Genomic DNA, 18,908 nt, shown 5'->3' with positions numbered 1-18,908 from the left:
GCGCTTGCGCGCAAGGCTATCCCGGTGCGCATCCGTATTCGCGGCTATCCGTTGGAGTAGGTTTTAGGGCTGCGCCTCCCGCAGGCAGTCAGAAAAGCCCCGCCTCACGCGCGGCCAGTGCTGCCTGGGTGCGGTTTGCCACTTCCAGCTTGCGGTACAGCGTTTTCATGTGCAGCTTCACGGTCGGTTCGGTAATGTCCAGATCGCGGGCGATTTCCTTGTTGGACTTGCCCTCGGTCAGGCCTTTCAGAACCTGAAGCTCCCGCGGCGAGAGCTTCTCCGCCAGCGGGTGGTCTGTTTCCGGATCTGCGGCAGTCATGAAATCAATGGGTGCATATTGCTCCCCCATCGCCATGAACTTGACTGCATTGATCATTGATTTTGCCGGCAGGGTCTTTGGCACAAACCCGGCGGCGCCGGCCTCCAGCGCCTGTTCAGCGATCTGACGGGTGGCCGCACCGGACATCAGGGCAACCCGCTGCCCGTTTCTCATGGCCATCGCCCGCTTGAGGCCGGCCAGCCCGTTCATGCCGGGCATATTCAGATCCAGCAGGATCAGATCAAAGGGATCTTCGGTCTCGATCAGCTTGCATGCCTGATCCAGATCCGCCGCGGTACTGGTCTTGAAGGAACCTTGGCCTTCCAGGAACAGAACAAGCGTGTCACGCAGCAGGTCGTGGTCATCGGCAATCAGTACTCTCATAACATGCTCCTTGATCCCTGCCTCTACACGTAACGCGTGAATGCGGCGCTTGCACGGCAAAAGTCGTGTGTATTCGCCGCAGCTTGGAAAGCATTTGGATAGATTTTGATCCGGGCGGATAGATTCGCACGCCGCAAGGCAAGCCGGGGATGCCAACGGGCCCGCGACCTGTCCTCCCGCTCCGTTGAGAGGAGCGGCCGCCTGCAACAGTCTGAGAGCAACCAATGACAGCTCAAGGACTTAGCAGATGACACTTGCATATTCCTCTTCCAGTTTCGGTGCTGCCCCAACAGTCAAAACCGACCTTCTGAACACGGCTTACCTGCCTGCTCTGGACCTCCATCTGGTTGACAGCAGCGCTGATCAGGCTGCTGCCAAGCTGCTGTCGCCTGGCCGCCGGCGCGCTTTCTTCATGAACGCGCATTGCTGCAATATCCGCCGCCGCGACCCGCACTATGCCGAGGCTGTCGCCGGGGCGGATATCCTTCTGCCTGATGGCATCGGAGTTGAACTGGCGGCAAAGTTCACCGGTCATTCTCTGACGACCAATTTGAACGGCACCGACTTTGTGCCGCAGCTGTTGCAGCGTGCGGCCAGCATGGGCAAATCGGTCTACCTGTTCGGCGGGCGGCCGGGCGTTGCGGATGCAGCCGCGGCGCGGCTGGTCTACGACATTCCCGGCCTGCGTATTGCTGGCACCCGCGATGGGTTTTCCGGAGCGCAGGACACTAGAGCGGTTGTTGCGGACATCAACGAAAGCGGCGCCGACATCGTTCTGGTTGCGCTTGGCGTGCCGATGCAGGAGCTGTGGCTGCACCGCAATGCGAATGACCTGACAGCCAATCTCACTTTAGGGGTCGGCGCGCTGTTCGACTTTCTGTCGGGCTCGGTTGCACGGGCGCCGGAACCGGTCAGGGCTGCAAGGATGGAGTGGGGCTGGCGGCTGGCGATGGAGCCACGCCGGATGGCACGCCGCTACCTGACCGGTAACGTCAGCTTCCTGGCTCATTCCGGACTGGCTGCACTGCGGCAGAAGCGCCTCGCCGACGTCCAGCAGCGCGGTCTGGACATCACAGTTGCGGTTCTGGCCCTGCTGATGCTGTCGCCGCTGCTGCTTGCGGCGGCTCTGGCGGTCAGGGTGGACAGCGGAGGACCCGCACTCTTCAAACAGACCCGGGTCGGGCTGAACGGCAAGACCTTCACCATGTTCAAGTTCCGCTCGATGACGGCAAATGCGGAAACCCGGCGCGCGGAGATCCTGCACGGCTCGGACCGGGACGGCCTCTGCTTCAAGTCGCGCCAGGATCCGCGGGTCACCCGTGTCGGCCGCTGGCTGCGCAGGAGCTCCATCGATGAGCTGCCGCAACTGTTCAACGTGCTGCGCGGGGATATGTCTATCGTCGGCCCCCGCCCGGCACTGCCGTGCGAGGTTGCAGATTACCCGCCCCGTGCGCTTGGCCGTCTGCAGGTCAAACCGGGCATCACCGGTGTCTGGCAGGTGTCAGGCAGGGCCTCTGTCGGCTTCAAGGAAATGATCGAGATGGACCTCAGCTACATTAAGGCCCGCTCGCTCAAACTGAACCTCCAGCTCATCCTCAGAACCTTTGGCGCGGTTGTTTCTGGCCGCGGCGCCTACTGACCCATTAATTTAGGAGACAAGCCATGACACATATCCGCAAAGCCGTTTTCCCCGTTGCCGGCATGGGAACCCGTTTTCTGCCTGCCACCAAATCCATCCCCAAGGAAATGCTGCCGCTGGTAGACCGACCACTGATCCAATACGCGGTGGACGAAGCGCGGGAGGCAGGGATTGAGGAATTCATCTTTGTCACTGCCGCAGGCAAGGGCGCGTTGGAGGATTACTTCGACACTGCCGCTGCGCTGGAAAACACATTGGAAGCGCGCGGTAAGACTGCTGCTCTGGATGCCATTGCTCTGACGCGGATGCCGGAGGGGGCTTTGTCCTTTGTTCGCCAAAGCAAGCCGTTGGGCCTTGGCCACGCTGTGGGATTGGCCGCACGCCTGGTAGGAGACGAACCCTTTGCCGTGCTGCTGCCCGATGATGTCATCCGCGCGCCGCGCGGAGCGCTGCGCCAGATGGTGGAGGCGCATGCCGTAAGCCGCGGCCACATGGTAGCAACCATGAAAGTTGCGCGCGAGCAGACCTCTTCCTACGGCATCCTGGATGTCGCAAGGGAGGCCGGAAAACTCGCTCACGCCCGCGGAATGGTGGAAAAACCGGATCCTGCGCAGGCGCCATCAACACATGCCGTCGTCGGCCGTTACATTCTCGAGCCTTCGATATTCGAAGCATTGGCTGCGATTGAACCAGGCGCAGGCGGAGAACTGCAGCTGACGGACGCCATCAACGCGGACCTTCCCTCAGCAGGTGTAACCGGGTTCCGGTTTGACGGCGAACGGTTCGACTGCGGCAGTGTGCAAGGATTTGTGCAGGCGACGGCGGCCTTTGCTCTGGACCGGCCGGAACTGGCTCATGAATTGTCCGGCTTTCTTGCCGGGCGTGTCGCCCCGGTTCTGCAGGCGGCATGATTGCCGGACCTATTCGAAAGGATAGGCGGGTATCCGTCTAACCTTTTGGCGCCCGCGCCACGTCGTGCCATATCTGGGTCAATCATCAAAGGAGGCCGCGCAATGCTTTTTAAAGCGCTCAAGATAGTTGCAATTTCCGTGTTCGCCGCGCAGCCGCTGGCAGCGGGAAATCTGGACCAGCCAGCCGGAGAGGTGGTGCTGAAGGTATCTGGCACGCCGAAAGCGGAAAACGCAGGGGAAGCAGCGCAATTCGATCTGGCCATGCTGGAAGGACTGGGTGCCGTGGAGTTTGAAACGTCGACAATCTGGACGCAGGGCGTGCAGCATTTTGAAGGCGTGCCGCTGAATCAGCTGGTTGACCATCTGGGCATCACCGGAACCACGCTGCGGGCCACCGCCATCAACGACTATTCGGTGGACATCCCGCTGGCGGATGCTGTCGAAGGGGGCCCGATCATTGCCTACAAGCACAACGGCGAGGAAATGTCCGTGCGTGACAAGGGGCCGCTCTGGATTGTTTACCCTTATGACAGCAAAACCGAATATCAATCAGAGGTGGTTTATTCCCGCAGCATTTGGCAGCTCGACCGCATCGAAGTGATTGAGTAGCGAGCGCTGAACCCGGCGCTTTTGGCTTGGCTGCCTGCATTTGAGGATGATGGCAATGGCCGGCACAAAACGCAGAAAGATGTGGCTACGGTTGGCTGCTTTTTTGCTGCCCGCCCTTTTGGGCCTCGCAGCCATTGCATTTCTGGCGTTGAATGTGTCCCGCGACATCACGCGGCTGAACTCTGCCAGTTCCGACAACATTCAATGGAACCTGTCTCAGACCGAGGTGGAGTTTCTCCAGTTCGAACTTGAACTGGCGCGGGCGCTGCAGGGCGACAGCCCGGACATTCGCAGCCTCCGGCGCAAGTTCGACGTCTTTTTCAGCCGAATACGCACGCTGCAGCAGGCATCCATCTACAGCGAATTGCGCGCAGTTCCAACGTTCGCGGCCAATCTGGCGACAGTTGCAGCCTTCCTCGACCGCGCCGTCCCTGTGATTGACAGCGATGAAGGTGCCTTGCCCGCCCTATTGCCTGCGCTGGAACAGAAAACCGGGGCTGTCCGCCCGGATGTGCGGCGGCTGTCCGTATCCGGCCTCAACTATTTCGCTGAGGAGTCCGACTTCCGGCGCGAGGCCTTTTCGGGCACCCTGATGCATTTGGCGATTGCCATTGCCGCGCTGGTGGCAGCGCTCGCCGTGCTTGCCTGTTACCTGGCTGTGCTGAACGCTCAGAACGTGCGGCGCAGGACACAAGTCATCGAAGCCAGTGAGCGCATGAACATCGTGACAAGCACGTCTCTTGACGCGGTGGTCGTGGCGGATACGTCAGGGCGCATCACGGATTTCAACGCCGCTGCCGAACAGATTTTCGGCTATTCCGCGAAAGATGCAGTAGGATGCGATCTGGGCGAGCTGATTGTGCCCGAACATCACAGGGCTGCGCATCAGGCCGGTATGGCCCGCCTGCGTGAAACAGGCGAAAAGCGTGTTGTTGGAAGTGGGCGCTTCAAGCTTGAAGCGAAGCGGGCGAACGGCGAAGTTTTCCCCGTGGAGCTTGCCATACAGGCGGCGGACACCAAGGACGGGGAAATCTTCATCGCGTTCCTGCGTGATATTTCCAGTCAGGTGCAAGCAGAGGCCGAGCTTGTTCTGGCCCGCGACCGTGCCATGGCCGGCGAGAAAGCCAAAACCGATTTCCTGGCCACCATGAGCCATGAGATCCGAACCCCGTTGAATGGGCTGCTGGGTAATCTGACCCTTCTCGAGGAAACCCGGCTCAGTGCCAAGCAGTCCCGCTACATAAGAAACATGCAGACGTCCGGCAAACTGCTGATGAGCCATATTTCGGATGTTCTGGACATTACCAAATTCGACGCGGGCAAACTGCGGCTGCACATGGTGGACATGAATATCAGCACTCTGCTGAAGGACATCGTGGACAGTCTAAGCGGTGCAGCGGCGGGCAACGGCAGCACTTTGGAGTGGGGCTGGACAGGGGCACCGCTCAACTGGGTTCACGCGGATCGGGACCGCATTCAGCACATTCTGATGAACATCGTCGGCAATGCAGTCAAGTTCACGAAAAACGGGCGGATCTCCATCACCGCTCAGGCCAGTGCCGCTGAGGAGGGAAAGACCATCCTGTGCATTTCGGTACGGGATTCAGGTATAGGTATCGACCCGGGCCTGCTGCCGCATATCTTCGATGATTTCGCGACCGGAGACAGCTCCTATGACCGGGAAGTCGGGGGAACCGGGCTGGGTCTGGGGATTGCCCAGCGGTTTGTGAAAGCGCTGGGTGGCCGCATCACTGTCGAAAGCACTCCGGGAGAAGGCAGTGTCTTTGATGTCAGCTTCCCTGTTCAGGCCATTGCGGCGCCTGAGCCGAAGGGAGAGGCCCGGTTTACTGCGCCCGCCAGGAAGCGGGCAAATGTCCTGCTGGTGGAAGACAACGAGATCAATCGCCATGTCGCCCGGGAAATGCTGACAGCACAGGGGCATTTTGTGACCGAAGCGCACAACGGCCGGGAAGCGATCGAGATGGCAGAAGAAACGGGCTTTGACCTGATCTTGATGGATATCAGCATGCCGGTCATGGACGGGCGCAGCGCCGCGCGGGCGATCCGGACTGGCAGCGGCGCGTCAGCGCGCGCGCCGATTATTGCCGTGACCGCAAACGCGATGGCCGAGGAGCAGGAAGCCTTTTTGAAAGACGGCATGAATGATGTGCTGACCAAACCTTTGACGCGTGAAGGCCTGTTGCAATTGATTGCAGACCACCCTTCCCCAGCTCCGCCAGCACCGGAAGTTGCTGCGCTGCGGTCTCAGCAACTGATTGAACTGGAAGAAACGGTTGGAGCCGAGGCGTTGCTCCCCCTCTTGAACCGCTTTGCAGCTGAAATGGAAGCCTTCCTCAAAGATTTTGAGAACGGGCAGGATTTGGCTACGAATGAAACCGCAGTCGAAGCCCACCGGATTGCCGGCAGCGCCGCAACCTTCGGGCTTCCGGAGCTTCGCAGTGCGCTGATCCGTCTTGAGAAAGCGGCGCTCAGCCAGGACCGCCAAGCGGCCGAAGGCGCGCTGAGCCCGTTGAGGAAGGCCTGGGCTGCCACCAAACCGGTGCTCAACCTGACTTAGTAGTTGAAGGCGCCGATGAGGCGGCCGACCTCTCCCAGGTTGGTGATTGTGCTGTCATAGCAGGCAATGGCATCCCCGGGCAAAAGGAAGGGGTCATAATCGTCCCGGTCAGCGCGGCGCAGCAGGTCTTCGATCCTCCGCTCGATGACGACAGACACCTGTGTGACCGGATTGCGGGAGAACAGAACAGAGGACCGGTGCGCGCTGGTGGCGCGGGCGCCGCCCACGCAGTTGGTGTCCACCACCGCCTGCAGGTACCGTGTGCCATAGGGAAACTCGCGCACCTCGCGGCCAATGGCGGAGAGCGCGTTGCCGGCGGCCGGCTGGGTGAGGTTCGACAAGAAAAGCGTCACCCCCGGCGGGCTGATGGGGCTGGGCCGCATCAGGTCTTCCTGGAAGCATCCGCGGCTGGGCACATGCACCTGATCGCCTGTCAGCAGCATGATATCGACGGCATTCTGGCCTTCGAACACTCCGCGCATGTCCAGCCGGTAAAGGCTGCTGCCGCGCCGCACCTCGACTGCCGAGATATCCGCATCCGGGCGCACCCCGCCTGCCGCACGCAATGCGGCAGACAGGTTGCGCGCTTCGGTCGAGGCCCCCAGTGCGCCCTGCCTGCGGGAATCCACTTCGTCACCTGGAACACCGCCGATTTCTACGGCTTTAGGCTCAAAGACAGCTCCTGAAACACCGACCGTGACCGAGGCAAAATCAGCTGCCCGGACCGACAGCCGCGGCCGGTCAGAGTAGAAGTCTTCGGCGATCAGTTTCGCGGCAATGTCCTCCTCGATCTGGATGGCCGTTCGGCCCTGCGCACGGATCGGTGAAAGGAAGGGAAGCTTCAGCGTGCCATCCCGCGAGATAACGTAGTCGCCATTGAAGGTCTCATCATCGCCGACACGCACGTTCACCAGGTCATTGCGGGTGAACCGCTCGCCTGCCAACGCAGCCTGCGCTGTTCCAGCGCCCTTGCCGCCGGTTCCGCCGACGGCGGGGCGGCACCTGGACTCGTTCATTGTCTGAGACTGCAGAAAACCGGATTCGCTGCGGGACACCTCCGGTTCACGGTATTGCGCCTGATACCCGTCACCAGAGGCAACCGGCTCCAGGTTGTCTGGCGGGTCGATCTGCGCGCAGCCGCTCAAAGACAAGATCGCCAGAATTGCCGTTCCATTTCTGAGGGGTTTCTTCATTGAACTGCTCGCGGGATCACTGCGGGTTGTACTGGTGATACGGAATTCGGCCACAGCGGTCGAGAGCCCGTTGATATCGCAGCGCTATCCTTTCGGATATGGAACAGTTCTGTTGCACCATTGCCCTGTCCCTGGGGGCAAGGGACAGCAGGTTCTCCAGCCCGCTATGACTTGATCCAACAGCTCTATGGACAGGTCCCGATGCCCCGCACCTTTCAAATTCCCTCCTTCGCAAAGAACCTCTTTGCCTACAGTGCGTCTGAGGCGGCTGCAAAGGTTTCGCGGCTTCTGGTGGTTGTCGCAGTGGCGCGCACGCTCGACCTGGATCAGATCGGCATTGCCGCGGCAGCCCTGGCGGCGGCCGATATTGTCAAGTCGCTGACGGAAAATGGCGTCATTCAAAAGATCATCGCGGCCCCGCAGGCTCAGCTGCAGCAGACCTGTGCTACCGCGCACCGTATTTTCTGGGTCTGGTGCGTCGGATTGTTTTTGCTTCAGTCGCTGGCGGGGCTAGTGCTTTATGCCAGCGGCGGCAGCGTCATGCTGCTGGCACTGGTGCTTCTTCTGGCGGGTGAATACCTGTTCATGCCCGCCGGGATGGTGCAGGCGGGCCTCGCCATGCGGGCAGGAAAGCTGCGCCAGACTGCAGCCATTTCGGGCACACAGATAGTGGCGTCAAACCTGATGTCGGTGGTGATGGCGCTGCTTTGGCCGTCCGCCTTGGTGCTGGTGCTGCCGCGCCTGCTGACAGCGCCGTTCTGGCTGGTCGCAATGCGCCGCCTGCATCCCTGGAGCCCCGATCCGTCCCAAGGCTATGCACCGCTGCGCCCGTTCCTAGCCTATGGGTGGGCGGTTCTGGGCGTCGAACTGGTCAAGGCGCTGCGCCTGCAGGCCGACAAGGTGATCGTGGGCGCGCTGATGGGGGCAGAGACGCTTGGCCTCTATTTCATGGCCTTCAATGCCGGTCTCAGCCTATCCAACTCCTTCACCGTGGCTTTCTCCACTGTTCTGTTCCCGCATCTCTGCGCCAGCGCCGACAAGCTGCAGGCATTGCGCCAAAGCGTGCTGCTGGCGATCGGGATCATCGCACCGGCTGTCATCACGCAGTCGCTGCTGGCACCGCTCTATGTCCCGGTTCTGTTCGGGGCGGGCTGGAAAGGCATCGAAGGTGTTGTGTCGATCCTGTGCTTGGTTGCGATCCCGACCACGCTGTGGTCCGCAACCGCGGGCTGGCTGCGGGCAAACGGCAAGCCGGGCCAGGAATTCCGGGTCACGCTTGCCACCACCGGGGCGCTGATACTGAACACCTGCCTGCTTGCGCCCCATGGTCTGACAGCGGTCGCCACAGGCTATGCCGTTGTCGCCGCGCTGATGATGACGGGCGCATCGCTGCCAACCCTTTCCAGGGCCTTCCGCCACCGCACCGCAGAGGTTTGAGACATGCCATATATTTCCGCTGTCATTCCCAGCTTCAACGCTGCCGCCACGATTCGGGAAACCCTGGCCGGGCTCCAGGCTCAAACCTGCGCCGATTGGGAGGCGATCGTGGTTGATGACGGGTCCACGGATGAGACCCGCGCCCTGGTGCGGGCCGCTGCCGCTGCCGATGCCCGGATCCAGCTGGTGCAAAACCCCGGAAAGGGCCCCAGTGCGGCCCGCAACTGCGGCGCAATGGAGCACGCCTGCGGTGATGTGATCGCGTTCTGCGATGCGGACGATATCTGGCACCGGGAAAAGCTATCGCAGCTCCGTGCGAGCTTCCGGCAGGGGGCCGCCGATGGAGCCTATGGGCGGATCGGTTTCTTCCGCGCCACCCCCGCAGATGCCAGCGTGTTTTCAACAGTTCCCGAGCAGGATCTGACCATCGCCATGCTGCTCGGGGAAAACCCGGTCTGCACCATGTCCAACTTTGCCGTGCGGCGCAGGGTCTTTGCGGCGAGCGGCGGCTTTGACGAGGCAATGGTCCACAACGAAGATCTGGAGTGGCTGATCCGCCTGGTTGGCGGCGGCGCGCGGGTGACCGGAATCGACAGCCTGCATACCTACTACCGCACTTCCGTTGGCGGATTGTCGACGGATCTTGAGGCAATGCGGGCAGGCCGTGAACAGGCAATTGCAACTGCCGCCGGTTTTGGCGTGGTTCCAAGCGCCGCCTCTCATGCCATTCACCACCGCTACCTTGCCCGCCGGGCGCTTCGTCTGAATGGGGCACCGGCTTATGCGTTGAAACAATCTGTGTCCGGCATTCTCAAAAGCCCGCGCGGATTTTTTTCCCCGTTCCGCAGGGGCGGCCTGACCTTGGCCGGCTCACTGCTGGCGCCGTTCCTGCCCCGGCCCCTGCGCCGGAACCTGTTTTCCCGTTAACTTTTTCGAGGTTCACAACCATGGCCTTCACATCGATTGTCGTTCCCGCTTTCAATGCCGAGAAAACGCTCGCTGACACTCTTCTTTCCTTGCAGAGGCAAACCTGTACGGAGTTTGAGGTCATTGTGGTCAATGACGGCTCCACGGACACAACTGCCGCGATTGCGGCGGGTTTTTGCAGCGATCCGCGCTTTCGCGTGATCCACCAGAAAAACCGCGGCCTTGCCGGAGCGCGCAACTCGGGTATTGCTGGCGCACAGGGCGATGTGGTGGCGTTTTGCGACGCAGACGACATGTGGGAGCCGGAGAAGCTGGCCCGCCATATCAGCCATCTGGAGGCCAACCCCCAGGTAGGCATAAGCTATGCCGGATCTGCTTTCATCTCGGAAGATGGCGCCCTTACGGGCCAGGCGCAGCGGCCGCGGCTGCAAAACATCGACGCCAAACACATTTTCAAGCGCAACCCGGTCGGAAACGGATCTGCGGCCGTGATCCGGCGAGCAGTGTTTGACGAAATCGCCTTCCGGCCCCGGTCCGAGACCGAGCGCGACTGGTATTTCGACGAGACTTTCCGCCAATCCGAGGACATCGAATGCTGGCTGCGGATTGCCTTGACGACCAACTGGGCGTTCGAAGGGATCCCGGGCCTGCTCACACGCTACCGGATCAATTCAGGCGGGCTTTCGGCGGCGACTGACCGCCAGCTTGCCGCCTGGGAGCGGATGGTTCGTAAGCTGTCACAGACCAACCCCAAGTTTTTTGCGCAAGAAACAGGAGTGGCGCGGGCATATCAGCTCCGCTACCTCAACCGGCGCGCCATCAGCGATCTGGACAGCCGCCGCGCAGTACGTCTTGCCAGGGCGTGGCTTGCCTGCTCCCTGCGGCCGCTTTGGGAGGAGCCGTTGAAGTCCGGGGCAACCCTGGCGGCGACTGCGCTGCTTGCCGTGACCGGGCCGAAGGCTTTGCGAAAGACAATGAAACTGGCCGCACGGGCACACCGGAACGAGGCCATGTCATGACCGTTATCCGTGTAACCCACTTGGTTGATGACACCACTGCAGGCGGAGTGATGCGCGTCATCAGTCACATGATGACAACGCCTGATCTTACGCGCGAGGCTGATCACAGCTTGCTGGAGGTGAAACGGAACAGGCTTTGCATAGGGCGGGTGGAAGCGGATGTGATCGTTTCGCATCTTGCGATCAGCTGGCGCCTTCTCCCCTTGCTGGCCGCCTTGCGTGTCATGAACCCCACAGCACGGCTTGTTCATGTCGAGCACAGCTACACCAAGTGCTTCACAGCTCAAAATGTCAGGCGGAAACGGCGGTTCGGCGCTCTCCTCAAGCTTTCATATGCCCTGTTCCACGATGTCGTTGCCGTCAGTGCCGCGCAGGGGAAGTGGCTGAGGGATGAGGGTTTCGTGCGGCCGGCCGCCCTGCATGTCATTCCCTCCTGCGTTGATCTGTCTGCTTTCCGGGAACTGGCACCGCCAGAGGGCGCGGTAAAGACAATCGGTGCCATTGGGCGGCTGGAACCGCAGAAGGGATTTGATATCCTGATCAAGGCTTTCCGCGAACTCAGCGATCCCGGCATTGCCCTTCATATCTATGGTCAGGGGGCGGAGGAGACGTTGCTCCGCGACCTTGCCGCCGACGATCCCCGCATACATTTCAAAGGCTTTTCTTCCAACCCGGTGGCGGCCATGGCTGGTCTTGACGCAGTAATGATGCCCTCGCGATGGGAAGCCTACGGGCTGGTTGCGATTGAAACCCTGGCAGCGGAACGCAGGCTGCTTGTCAGCAACGTCGATGGACTTACGGATCACTTGCCCCATGGAGCCGCACTGGTTGACGGCGCAGGAATTAAACCCTGGCAGAGCGCATTAGAAGAGCTTTTTGCAGCACCACCGCGCCCCCGCGGGCCAAGGCACGCTCACAACTACGAAAGTCATTTTTTCGACTGTTGGAAATCGCTGTTTTTGTCTCCTGTCATTGCTTCACAGTGAGGGTTTTCACCAGATCGCACCCGCGAAGCTTGCTATCAATTGCCGCGTTGAACAGTGCTAGATCGCGCAGGTTGCCCGCCAGTTCGAGCCACGCGCGGATCGCCCAGACCTGTTTCGGCAACAGTGGCCGTTTCTGGCCGATGATCCGGCCCTTGTTCCAGGCTCTTCGTTTCGGGATGACAGCGGGAAGTTGGACTCTTGGCATAGTGCTCCCGCCAACCCCAGACATCATTACCGCGCTGACGATGTCATCGTACAAGCGGAGTGGATGCCTGTTCTCGGAAGTCATCCGAGAACACCATTTCTGCCGATGCATTCGGCGGCAGTGAGCCCAGCATGTACCTTGGATTTTCCCGCCGCGTGCGCTTGCAGCGCGGAAGTTGCGGCAACAGCGACAAACTTACCGCCGCATTGCGGCTGCGAAACATGCCGTTCATGTCGGGGGAAGAAAACCCGAAACTAAAAATTCATGCCACAAGACTCAAAGACCATACTCCGCCCGTCAGCAACCTCGGCCAAGGCAGCTGACGGTGTAAGTAAGCTAGCTGGGGGTACAGACAGCTCGGTACCCCGGGTCGCCCTTTTTAGAGAGGGTGGAAAACAGCAATTGCCTTCCACCTGGATATCAGGATGCCTTTGGTGAGCCTTTTCAGTCAGGCATCAGCGCCTTCAACAATCACGATGTTGGCGATGCCCGCATCAATGCGGTGATTTTTTGCAGCTTGGTATTCAGACGAATTATAGCAGGCGAGCGCGGCCTCCAGCGTGTCGAACTCGATTACAACATTACGCAGATGGCCGTCGCCTTCGAGCTGCTCGCAGGTTCCACCGCGCGCCAGCACCCGCGCGTTGAACTTTCGGAAAGCCTCCGTCGCCCCGGCGGCATAAAGGGCATAGGGCTCGGGATCCGTCACCGTGACATGTGCAATCCAGTAGGCTTTGGGCATTGGGCATTCTTTCAGAATAATGTCTGCAGCACGCGCCGGAGCGGATTTTCCGCTCCGGAGCCTTGTCTTACCTGTTCAGGATCTTCGACAGCACCAGATAGGCGGCACCGGCCACGAACAGGCCCACGAACCAGGCATAGGTATAGATCGTGGCGAAGAAGTCCGAGGTACCGGCGGTGAGGCCAACACCTGCCAGGAAGCCCGGCAGGTTCGGCAGGATGCCGATCACCAGCGCCCAGACACCGGCCCAGTTGGTGCCGTTGCTGCCGGAGTAGATGCCGTTCATCTTGAACAGATCGGCCACTTCCAGCTTGGTCTTGCGCAGCAGGTAGTAGTCCGCCAGCATCACGCCCGCAATCGGACCCAAGAGCGCCGAATAGGCGATCAGCCAGCCGATGATGTGGTTCACCAGGATCCAGGGGAACATGGCGATGCCGATGCCCGCGGTGATGTAGCCGCCGCGCTTGAGGTTGATCTTGCTCGGCGCCAAGTTCGAGAACCCGTGCGCTGGCGCCACGACGTTAGCCGCCAGGTTGGTGGTCAGCGTCGCTACAATCAGGGCAAATAGCGCGATGATCACCGAAAATCCGCCCATCTTTTCGGACAGCTGGATCGGATCCCAGATCGCCTCGCCGTAGATCACTACAGTGGCCGAGGTCACGGCAGAGGCGATGAAGGCAAACAGCGCCATCGGAACCGGCAGGCCGACCAATTGGCCCAGCAGCTGGTCCTTCTGGCTGCGCGCGTGGCGGGTAAAGTCGGGAATGTTCAGCGCCAGCGTCGCCCAGAAGCCGATCATGCCGGTGAGGCTCGGCCAGAACACCACCCAGAACTGGCCTTCCTGCGGCTGGCCCGGATCAAAGGCGCTGGGGGTCGACAGCATCTCTCCGAAGCCGCCCGCGTTGACATAGGCCCAGGCCAGCAGTGCCAGCCCCATCGCCAGCAAGAACGGTGCCGCATAGGTCTCCAGCCAGCGGATCGACTCGGTGCCATTTGCAATGAAGTAGAGATGCAGCGCCCAGAAGGCGAGGAAACAGATGAACTCGCCCGCGCTGATGCCCAGCACCGGCAGCGCCTCGCCCGCCAGCGCGCCGCCCGTGAGGGTGTTCAGGATCACAAAGATCGCCGAACCGCCAACCCAAGTTTGAATGCCGAACCAGCCGCAGGCAACGATACCGCGGGCCACCGCCGGGATCTTGGCGCCGCTGGGTCCGAAGGACGAGCGCAGAAGCACCGGAAAGGGAATGCCGTATTTGGTGCCCGCATGGCCAACCAGCACCATTGGGATCAGCACGATGGCATTGGCCGCCAGAATGGTCAGCACCGCCTGGTCCCAGCTCATGCCCGATCCGATCAGGTAGGAGGCCAGCAGATAGGTCGGGATACAGACCACCATACCGACCCAAAGCGCGGCAATCGCCAGCCAGTCCCAGGTGCGTTCCGCCGCCGTTGTGGGCAGCTGGTCCTCGTTATACAGTTCCGGGTCGATCCCGGTCAGATCGGTCCGCGGCGGCGCCTCGGCACCGGATGCGGAAAACCCGCTGGTGATATCAGCCATTTTCAGTTTCCTCCCTGTTATTGGCTTACTGCCGCCCCGTCCTCCACAGGGCCGCAGATGCGAAAGCCCCCGGCCTGTGCCGGGGGTATGATCAGACGCAGGCCGGCATGTTTTCAGCCGAGCGCACGACCTGGCGCGGCGCAGTCACCTGTTTCCACTTGGACAGCGCCTTGTTGACTTCGGGGTACGCGGGCCGGTCCACAAACCGCCCGTGGCCCGGGGTGGCGCAGACGGTGCCGTCATCTACCGCCACCTCGCCGCAGCTGAGCGTGTAGCGGGGCAGGCCGGTGACCTCGCGGCCAGAGAACACGTTGTATTCCACAACCGATTGCTGGGTTTCTGGAGAAATCACCTTGGATTTCTTGGGATCCCACACCACCAGGTCGGCGTCGGAGCCTTCCACAATCGCTCCTTTTCGCGGGTAGATATTGAGGATCTTGGCGATATTGGTGGAGGTGACGGCGACAAACTCGTTCGGAGTCAATCGGCCTGTATTCACTCCCTCGTTCCAAAGGACCGGCATCCGGTCCTCAAGGCCGCCGGTGCCGTTCGGAATTTTGGTGAAGTCATCGATGCCAAAGCGTTTCTGATCCACGGTAAATGCACAGTGGTCGGTCGCCACAACCTGCAGGGAGCCTGCCTGCAGACCGGCCCACAGGCTGTCCTGATGCGCCTTGTCCCGGAATGGCGGCGACATCACCCGCTGCGCGGCGTGGTCCCAGTTGGGATGGCGGTATTCGCTTTCGTCCAGCACCAGATGCTGGATCAGCGGCTCGCCAAAGACCCGCATTCCCTTCTGGCGTGCCCGGCGGATCGCCTCATGCGCCTGTTCGCAGGAGGTATGCACGACATACAGCGGCACACCCGCCATGTCGGCGATCATGATAGCGCGGTTGGTGGCCTCGCCCTCAACCTCCGGCGGGCGCGACAGCCCATGCCCCTCCGGCCCGGTGATACCGTCGGCCAGCAGCTTCTGCTGCATGGTGGCAACCACATCGCCGTTTTCCGCATGCACCATCGGCAGCGCCCCCAGCGCGGCGCAGCGGCGGAACGAGTCGAACAGCTCGTCGTCGTCCACCATCAGCGCGCCTTTATAGGCCATGAAGTGCTTGAAGGAGTTGATGCCGAGATCCACAACCTGCTGCATCTCGTTGAACACCTGCTCGCTCCACCAGGTCACCGCCATGTGGAAGGAGTAGTCGGCGCAGGCGCGTTTCGACTTGGCGTGCCAGGCCTCCAGCGCCGCCAGCATCGACTGGCCGGGGCTGGGCAGGCAGAAATCCACCACCATGGTGGTGCCGCCAGCGAGGCCCGCGCGGGTGCCGCTTTCAAAATCATCCGCCGAATGGGTGCCCATGAAGGGCATCTCCAGATGCACATGCGGGTCGATGCCGCCCGGCATGACATAGCAGCCTTCGGCATCAAGAACCTTATCGCCATTCAGGCCCGCGCCGATCTGCACGATCTTGCCGCCCTCGATGGCGACATCTGCCTCATAACTGCGGTCGGCGGCAACGATGGTGCCGCCCTTGATCACGGTTCTCTGACTCATGCCGCTCACTCCACGATCTCTGCGGTTTCCAGCACGGCATGCAGCAGCACGTCGGTCCCCGCCGCCGCCCATTCGCGGCTGATTTCCTCATCCTCATTGTGGCTAAGGCCATCGACACAGGGGCACATCACCATCGCGGTCGGCGCCACCTTGTTGATCCAGCAGGCATCATGGCCCGCGCCGGAGATAATGTTGCGGTGCGAATAGCCCAGCTTCTCCGCCGCCCGGCGCACCGCATCGACGCAGCCCTCGTCAAAGGTCACCGGGTCGAAATGCCCTGCCCGTTTGATCTCCAGCTCCAGTTCCAGCTCCTCGGCAATCTTCGCCGCACCCTCGCGCAGGCGCTGCTCCATATCGGTCTGGGTGTCAAAGCTGGGCGAACGGAAGTCGATGGTGAACACCACCTTGCCCGGAACAATGTTACGGCTGTTGGGGTAATAGTCGCAGTGGCCAACGGCACCGACAGCGTCGGGCTGGTAGCTCATCGCGATTTCATGCACCAGATCGGTGATCCGCGCCGCGCCAAGGCCCGCATTGCGGCGCATCGGCATCGGGGTGGAACCGGTGTGCGCCTCTTGCCCTGTCAGCGTCACCTGAAGCCAGTTCAGGCCCTGGCCGTGAGTGACGACACCAATGTCCTTGCCCTCGGCTTCCAGAATGGGGCCTTGCTCGATGTGCAGCTCGAACATCGCGTGCATCTTGCGGCTGCCTACCGGCTCGTCGCCCACGTAGCCAATGCGAGCCAGCTCCTCGCCGAACTTCTTGCCCTCCGCATCTTCGCGCGCATAGGCCCAGTCCTGCGTATGAACGCCCGCAAAAACACCCGAGGACAGCATCGCGGGAGCAAACCGCGTGCCTTCCTCATTGGTCCAGTTCACCACCACGATGGGACGGCGCGGGGTGATGCCCTGATCGCGGATCGAGCGCACCACCTCAAGCCCCGCCAGCACGCCCAGCACGCCATCGTATTTGCCGCCCGTCGGCTGGGTGTCCAGATGGCTGCCCATCATCACCGGGTCCAGATCCGGCTCGGCGCCCTCAAGGCGGGCAAACATGTTGCCCATGCTGTCGACGCCCACCGTCATGCCGGCCTCTTCACACCAGCGCTTGAACAGGTCGCGGCCTTCCTTGTCGGCATCGGTCAACGTCTGGCGGTTGTTGCCGCCGCGCACCCCCGGGCCCTTCTGCGCCATTTCCATAAGCGAATCCCACAGGCGGCTGCCATTGATGCGGGCGTTGCTTTGCACGTCTTTCATGTTGTCTCTCCCTTGGCGGCTGCCGGCCCCGCACGCTCCTCCGCGGCGGACCGGCAGCCGGTTGGTCACGCGATGAGCGACTCGGCCAGGATGCCGATCAGCTCGTCGATTTCAGATTTTTCGATGATCAGCGGCGGCGACATGGCAATGATGTCGCCGGTTGTGCGCAGATGCGCCCCCCTGTCCCAGGCCCGCAGATAGGTGTCAAAGGCGCGTTTGGTCGGCAGGCCCTCAACCGGCTCCAGCTCCACCGCGCCCACCAGGCCCGAGCAGCGGATGTCCTTCACATGCGGCAGCCCCTTCAGGCTGAACAGCGCTTCGGTCCAATAGCCTTCCAGCGCCGCCGCGCGCTCGAACAACTCCTCCTCGCGGTAGGTGTCCAGCGCCGCCAGCGCCGCCGCGCAGGCGACCGGGTTGCCCGAGTAGGTGTAGCCGTGGAACAGCTCGATCATGTGCTCGGGGCCGGTCATGAAGGCATCGTGGATCTCGCTGCTGATCATCACTGCGCCCATCGGAATGACACCATTGGTCAGCCCCTTGGCGGTGGTGATCATGTCCGGCTCGACGCCATAGTAATCCGCGCCAAACGCGCGGCCCAGGCGGCCATAGGCCGTGATCACCTCGTCGAAAATCAACAGGATGCCATGCTCGCGGGTGATCTCGCGCAGCCGCTCCAGGTACCCCTTCGGCGGCAGGATCACCCCGGCGGAACCCGCCATCGGCTCGACGATCACCGCGGCAATGGTTTCGGCCCCGTGCAGCTCGATCAGCCGCACCAGATCCTCCGCCAGCTCCGCGCCATGCTCCGGCTGGCCCTTGGTAAAGGCGTTGCGCTCCGGATCATGGGTGTGGCGCAGGTGGTCGACGCCGGTGAGCAGGCTGCCGAAATGGCGGCGGTTGTTGACGATGCCGCCGACCGAGATGCCGCCGAAATTGACCCCGTGATAGCCCTTCTCGCGCCCGATCAGCCGGGTGCGGCCCGGCTCGCCCTTGGCCTTGTGATAGGCCAGCGCGATCTTCAGCGCGGTCTCCACCGATTCCGAGCCGGAATTTGTGAAAAACACATGGTTCAGGTCCCCCGGTGCCAGCTCCACCAGCCGGTTTGCCAGCTCAAAGGCCTTGGGGTGGCCCATCTGGAAGGCTGGCGCGTAATCCAGCTCCGCCACCTGCTTTTGCACCGCCTCGGTGATCCGCGGCGCGGCGTGGCCTGCGTTGACGCACCACAGGCCCGCGGTGCCGTCCATCACCTTCCGCCCGTCGGTGGTAGTGTAATACATGCCCTCAGCGGCAGCGACCATGCGCGGGTTTTGCTTGAAATGCCGGTTGGCCGTGAACGGCATCCAATAGGCGTCCATGGCGTTTGCGCGTTTTGGATCAGTGGTCATATCCAAATCCTTTTCTTGAGAGTGTTCAGGCCGCAATCTGGTTCAGCAGCGTATCGAGGCTCTGCTTTGCATCGCCATAGAACATGCGGGTGTTTTCCTTGAAGAACAGGGGGTTCTCGATGCCGGAATACCCCGTGCCCTGGCCGCGTTTGGAGACAAACACCTGTTTCGCCTTCCAGCATTCCAAGACCGGCATGCCGGCGATCGG

17 protein-coding genes and 1 pseudogene are annotated in these 18,908 nt (G+C 61.6%); 9 read left to right on the top strand and 9 right to left on the bottom strand.

Annotation, left to right across the window (positions count from 1 at the left end; genetic code table 11):
* Positions 1-88 precede the first annotated feature (88 nt).
* Positions 89-703 carry a response regulator gene (locus RA21_RS19260; RefSeq protein WP_039151902.1) on the bottom strand — a complete coding sequence of 205 codons (615 nt, stop codon included), beginning with the start codon at positions 701-703 and terminating at the stop codon, positions 89-91.
* A gap of 247 nt (positions 704-950) precedes the next feature.
* Here RA21_RS19260 and RA21_RS19255 point away from each other — a divergent pair, with 247 nt between their 5' ends.
* The 4 genes from RA21_RS19255 (at position 951) to RA21_RS19240 (ending at position 6,440) form a co-directional block, all read left to right on the top strand.
* A complete protein-coding gene (locus tag RA21_RS19255) occupies positions 951-2,342 on the top strand; it encodes a WecB/TagA/CpsF family glycosyltransferase (RefSeq protein ID WP_039151900.1) in 1,392 nt (463 codons plus the stop codon).
* 23 nt (positions 2,343-2,365) lie between these two features.
* Positions 2,366-3,253, top strand: a complete 888-nt coding sequence (locus RA21_RS19250; RefSeq protein ID WP_039151898.1) for a UTP--glucose-1-phosphate uridylyltransferase — start codon at positions 2,366-2,368, stop codon at positions 3,251-3,253.
* Between the two features lie 102 nt (positions 3,254-3,355).
* Positions 3,356-3,862 (top strand): molybdopterin-dependent oxidoreductase, encoded by a 507-nt coding sequence (locus RA21_RS19245; RefSeq protein ID WP_019296430.1) that lies wholly within the window; start codon positions 3,356-3,358, stop codon positions 3,860-3,862.
* 46 nt (positions 3,863-3,908) lie between these two features.
* On the top strand, positions 3,909-6,440 hold the full coding sequence (locus RA21_RS19240) for a hybrid sensor histidine kinase/response regulator (protein WP_241483530.1): 2,532 nt from the start codon (positions 3,909-3,911) through the stop codon (positions 6,438-6,440).
* Here the strand turns inward: RA21_RS19240 and RA21_RS19235 are convergent.
* Positions 6,437-7,633 (bottom strand): polysaccharide biosynthesis/export family protein, encoded by a 1,197-nt coding sequence (locus RA21_RS19235; protein ID WP_036762037.1) that lies wholly within the window; start codon positions 7,631-7,633, stop codon positions 6,437-6,439. The genes RA21_RS19240 and RA21_RS19235 overlap by 4 nt on opposite strands.
* Positions 7,634-7,834: 201 nt before the next feature.
* Here RA21_RS19235 and RA21_RS19230 point away from each other — a divergent pair, with 201 nt between their 5' ends.
* The 4 genes from RA21_RS19230 to RA21_RS19215 are packed head-to-tail and all read left to right on the top strand — an operon-like array spanning position 7,835 to position 12,002.
* Positions 7,835-9,070 (top strand): oligosaccharide flippase family protein, encoded by a 1,236-nt coding sequence (locus RA21_RS19230; RefSeq protein WP_019296433.1) that lies wholly within the window; start codon positions 7,835-7,837, stop codon positions 9,068-9,070.
* Positions 9,071-9,073: 3 nt separating this feature from the next.
* On the top strand, positions 9,074-9,997 hold the full coding sequence (locus RA21_RS19225) for a glycosyltransferase family 2 protein (protein WP_039151896.1): 924 nt from the start codon (positions 9,074-9,076) through the stop codon (positions 9,995-9,997).
* Between the two features lie 20 nt (positions 9,998-10,017).
* On the top strand, positions 10,018-11,016 hold the full coding sequence (locus tag RA21_RS19220) for a glycosyltransferase family 2 protein (protein WP_039151894.1): 999 nt from the start codon (positions 10,018-10,020) through the stop codon (positions 11,014-11,016).
* The gene (locus RA21_RS19215; protein ID WP_039151892.1) at positions 11,013-12,002 is read left to right on the top strand and encodes a glycosyltransferase; all 990 of its coding nucleotides are present in this window, start codon (positions 11,013-11,015) and stop codon (positions 12,000-12,002) included. Before RA21_RS19220 ends, RA21_RS19215 begins: the two co-directional genes overlap by 4 nt.
* A 4-nt stretch (positions 12,003-12,006) precedes the next feature.
* On the opposite strand, the pseudogene RA21_RS19210 reads toward RA21_RS19215, so the two are convergent.
* Positions 12,007-12,207 (bottom strand): annotated as a pseudogene (locus RA21_RS19210) (integrase); the annotation flags it as partial.
* Positions 12,208-12,338: 131 nt separating this feature from the next.
* Between RA21_RS19210 and RA21_RS22705 the strand changes: the two are divergent.
* The gene (locus tag RA21_RS22705) at positions 12,339-12,530 is read left to right on the top strand and encodes a hypothetical protein (RefSeq protein ID WP_152610591.1); all 192 of its coding nucleotides are present in this window, start codon (positions 12,339-12,341) and stop codon (positions 12,528-12,530) included.
* 125 nt (positions 12,531-12,655) lie between these two features.
* On the opposite strand, the gene RA21_RS19205 is transcribed toward RA21_RS22705, so the two are convergent.
* The 6 genes from RA21_RS19205 to RA21_RS19180 all read right to left on the bottom strand — a co-directional run.
* A complete protein-coding gene (locus RA21_RS19205; protein WP_039151890.1) occupies positions 12,656-12,949 on the bottom strand; it encodes a DUF1330 domain-containing protein in 294 nt (97 codons plus the stop codon).
* A gap of 67 nt (positions 12,950-13,016) precedes the next feature.
* Positions 13,017-14,507 (bottom strand): NCS1 family nucleobase:cation symporter-1, encoded by a 1,491-nt coding sequence (locus RA21_RS19200; RefSeq protein WP_039151889.1) that lies wholly within the window; start codon positions 14,505-14,507, stop codon positions 13,017-13,019.
* A 91-nt stretch (positions 14,508-14,598) separates the two neighbouring features.
* Positions 14,599-16,059 carry a dihydropyrimidinase gene (gene hydA, locus RA21_RS19195; protein ID WP_039151951.1) on the bottom strand — a complete coding sequence of 487 codons (1,461 nt, stop codon included), beginning with the start codon at positions 16,057-16,059 and terminating at the stop codon, positions 14,599-14,601.
* Between the two features lie 5 nt (positions 16,060-16,064).
* Positions 16,065-17,315 carry a Zn-dependent hydrolase gene (locus RA21_RS19190; RefSeq protein ID WP_039151887.1) on the bottom strand — a complete coding sequence of 417 codons (1,251 nt, stop codon included), beginning with the start codon at positions 17,313-17,315 and terminating at the stop codon, positions 16,065-16,067.
* 65 nt (positions 17,316-17,380) lie between these two features.
* Positions 17,381-18,700 (bottom strand): aspartate aminotransferase family protein, encoded by a 1,320-nt coding sequence (locus tag RA21_RS19185; RefSeq protein WP_039151885.1) that lies wholly within the window; start codon positions 18,698-18,700, stop codon positions 17,381-17,383.
* Between the two features lie 25 nt (positions 18,701-18,725).
* Positions 18,726-18,908: NAD(P)(+) transhydrogenase (Re/Si-specific) subunit beta (locus RA21_RS19180; protein ID WP_039151883.1), on the bottom strand; the 183-nt coding region annotated here is incomplete at its 5' end.

Source organism: Leisingera sp. ANG-DT (genome assembly GCF_000813785.1).
Classification (GTDB): domain Bacteria; phylum Pseudomonadota; class Alphaproteobacteria; order Rhodobacterales; family Rhodobacteraceae; genus Leisingera.
The sequence above is the reverse complement of the archived record's forward strand: the minus strand, read 5'-3'. Positions and strand labels throughout refer to the sequence as shown.

Coding starts and splice junctions, on each gene's coding strand:
- RA21_RS19260 (WP_039151902.1), bottom strand. CDS start 703: ATGAGAGTACTGATTGCCGATGACCACGACCTGCTGCGTGACACGCTT.
- RA21_RS19255 (WP_039151900.1), top strand. CDS start 951: ATGACACTTGCATATTCCTCTTCCAGTTTCGGTGCTGCCCCAACAGTC.
- RA21_RS19250 (WP_039151898.1), top strand. CDS start 2,366: ATGACACATATCCGCAAAGCCGTTTTCCCCGTTGCCGGCATGGGAACC.
- RA21_RS19245 (WP_019296430.1), top strand. CDS start 3,356: ATGCTTTTTAAAGCGCTCAAGATAGTTGCAATTTCCGTGTTCGCCGCG.
- RA21_RS19240 (WP_241483530.1), top strand. CDS start 3,909: ATGATGGCAATGGCCGGCACAAAACGCAGAAAGATGTGGCTACGGTTG.
- RA21_RS19235 (WP_036762037.1), bottom strand. CDS start 7,633: ATGAAGAAACCCCTCAGAAATGGAACGGCAATTCTGGCGATCTTGTCT.
- RA21_RS19230 (WP_019296433.1), top strand. CDS start 7,835: ATGCCCCGCACCTTTCAAATTCCCTCCTTCGCAAAGAACCTCTTTGCC.
- RA21_RS19225 (WP_039151896.1), top strand. CDS start 9,074: ATGCCATATATTTCCGCTGTCATTCCCAGCTTCAACGCTGCCGCCACG.
- RA21_RS19220 (WP_039151894.1), top strand. CDS start 10,018: ATGGCCTTCACATCGATTGTCGTTCCCGCTTTCAATGCCGAGAAAACG.
- RA21_RS19215 (WP_039151892.1), top strand. CDS start 11,013: ATGACCGTTATCCGTGTAACCCACTTGGTTGATGACACCACTGCAGGC.
- RA21_RS22705 (WP_152610591.1), top strand. CDS start 12,339: ATGTACCTTGGATTTTCCCGCCGCGTGCGCTTGCAGCGCGGAAGTTGC.
- RA21_RS19205 (WP_039151890.1), bottom strand. CDS start 12,949: ATGCCCAAAGCCTACTGGATTGCACATGTCACGGTGACGGATCCCGAG.
- RA21_RS19200 (WP_039151889.1), bottom strand. CDS start 14,507: ATGGCTGATATCACCAGCGGGTTTTCCGCATCCGGTGCCGAGGCGCCG.
- hydA (WP_039151951.1), bottom strand. CDS start 16,059: ATGAGTCAGAGAACCGTGATCAAGGGCGGCACCATCGTTGCCGCCGAC.
- RA21_RS19190 (WP_039151887.1), bottom strand. CDS start 17,315: ATGAAAGACGTGCAAAGCAACGCCCGCATCAATGGCAGCCGCCTGTGG.
- RA21_RS19185 (WP_039151885.1), bottom strand. CDS start 18,700: ATGACCACTGATCCAAAACGCGCAAACGCCATGGACGCCTATTGGATG.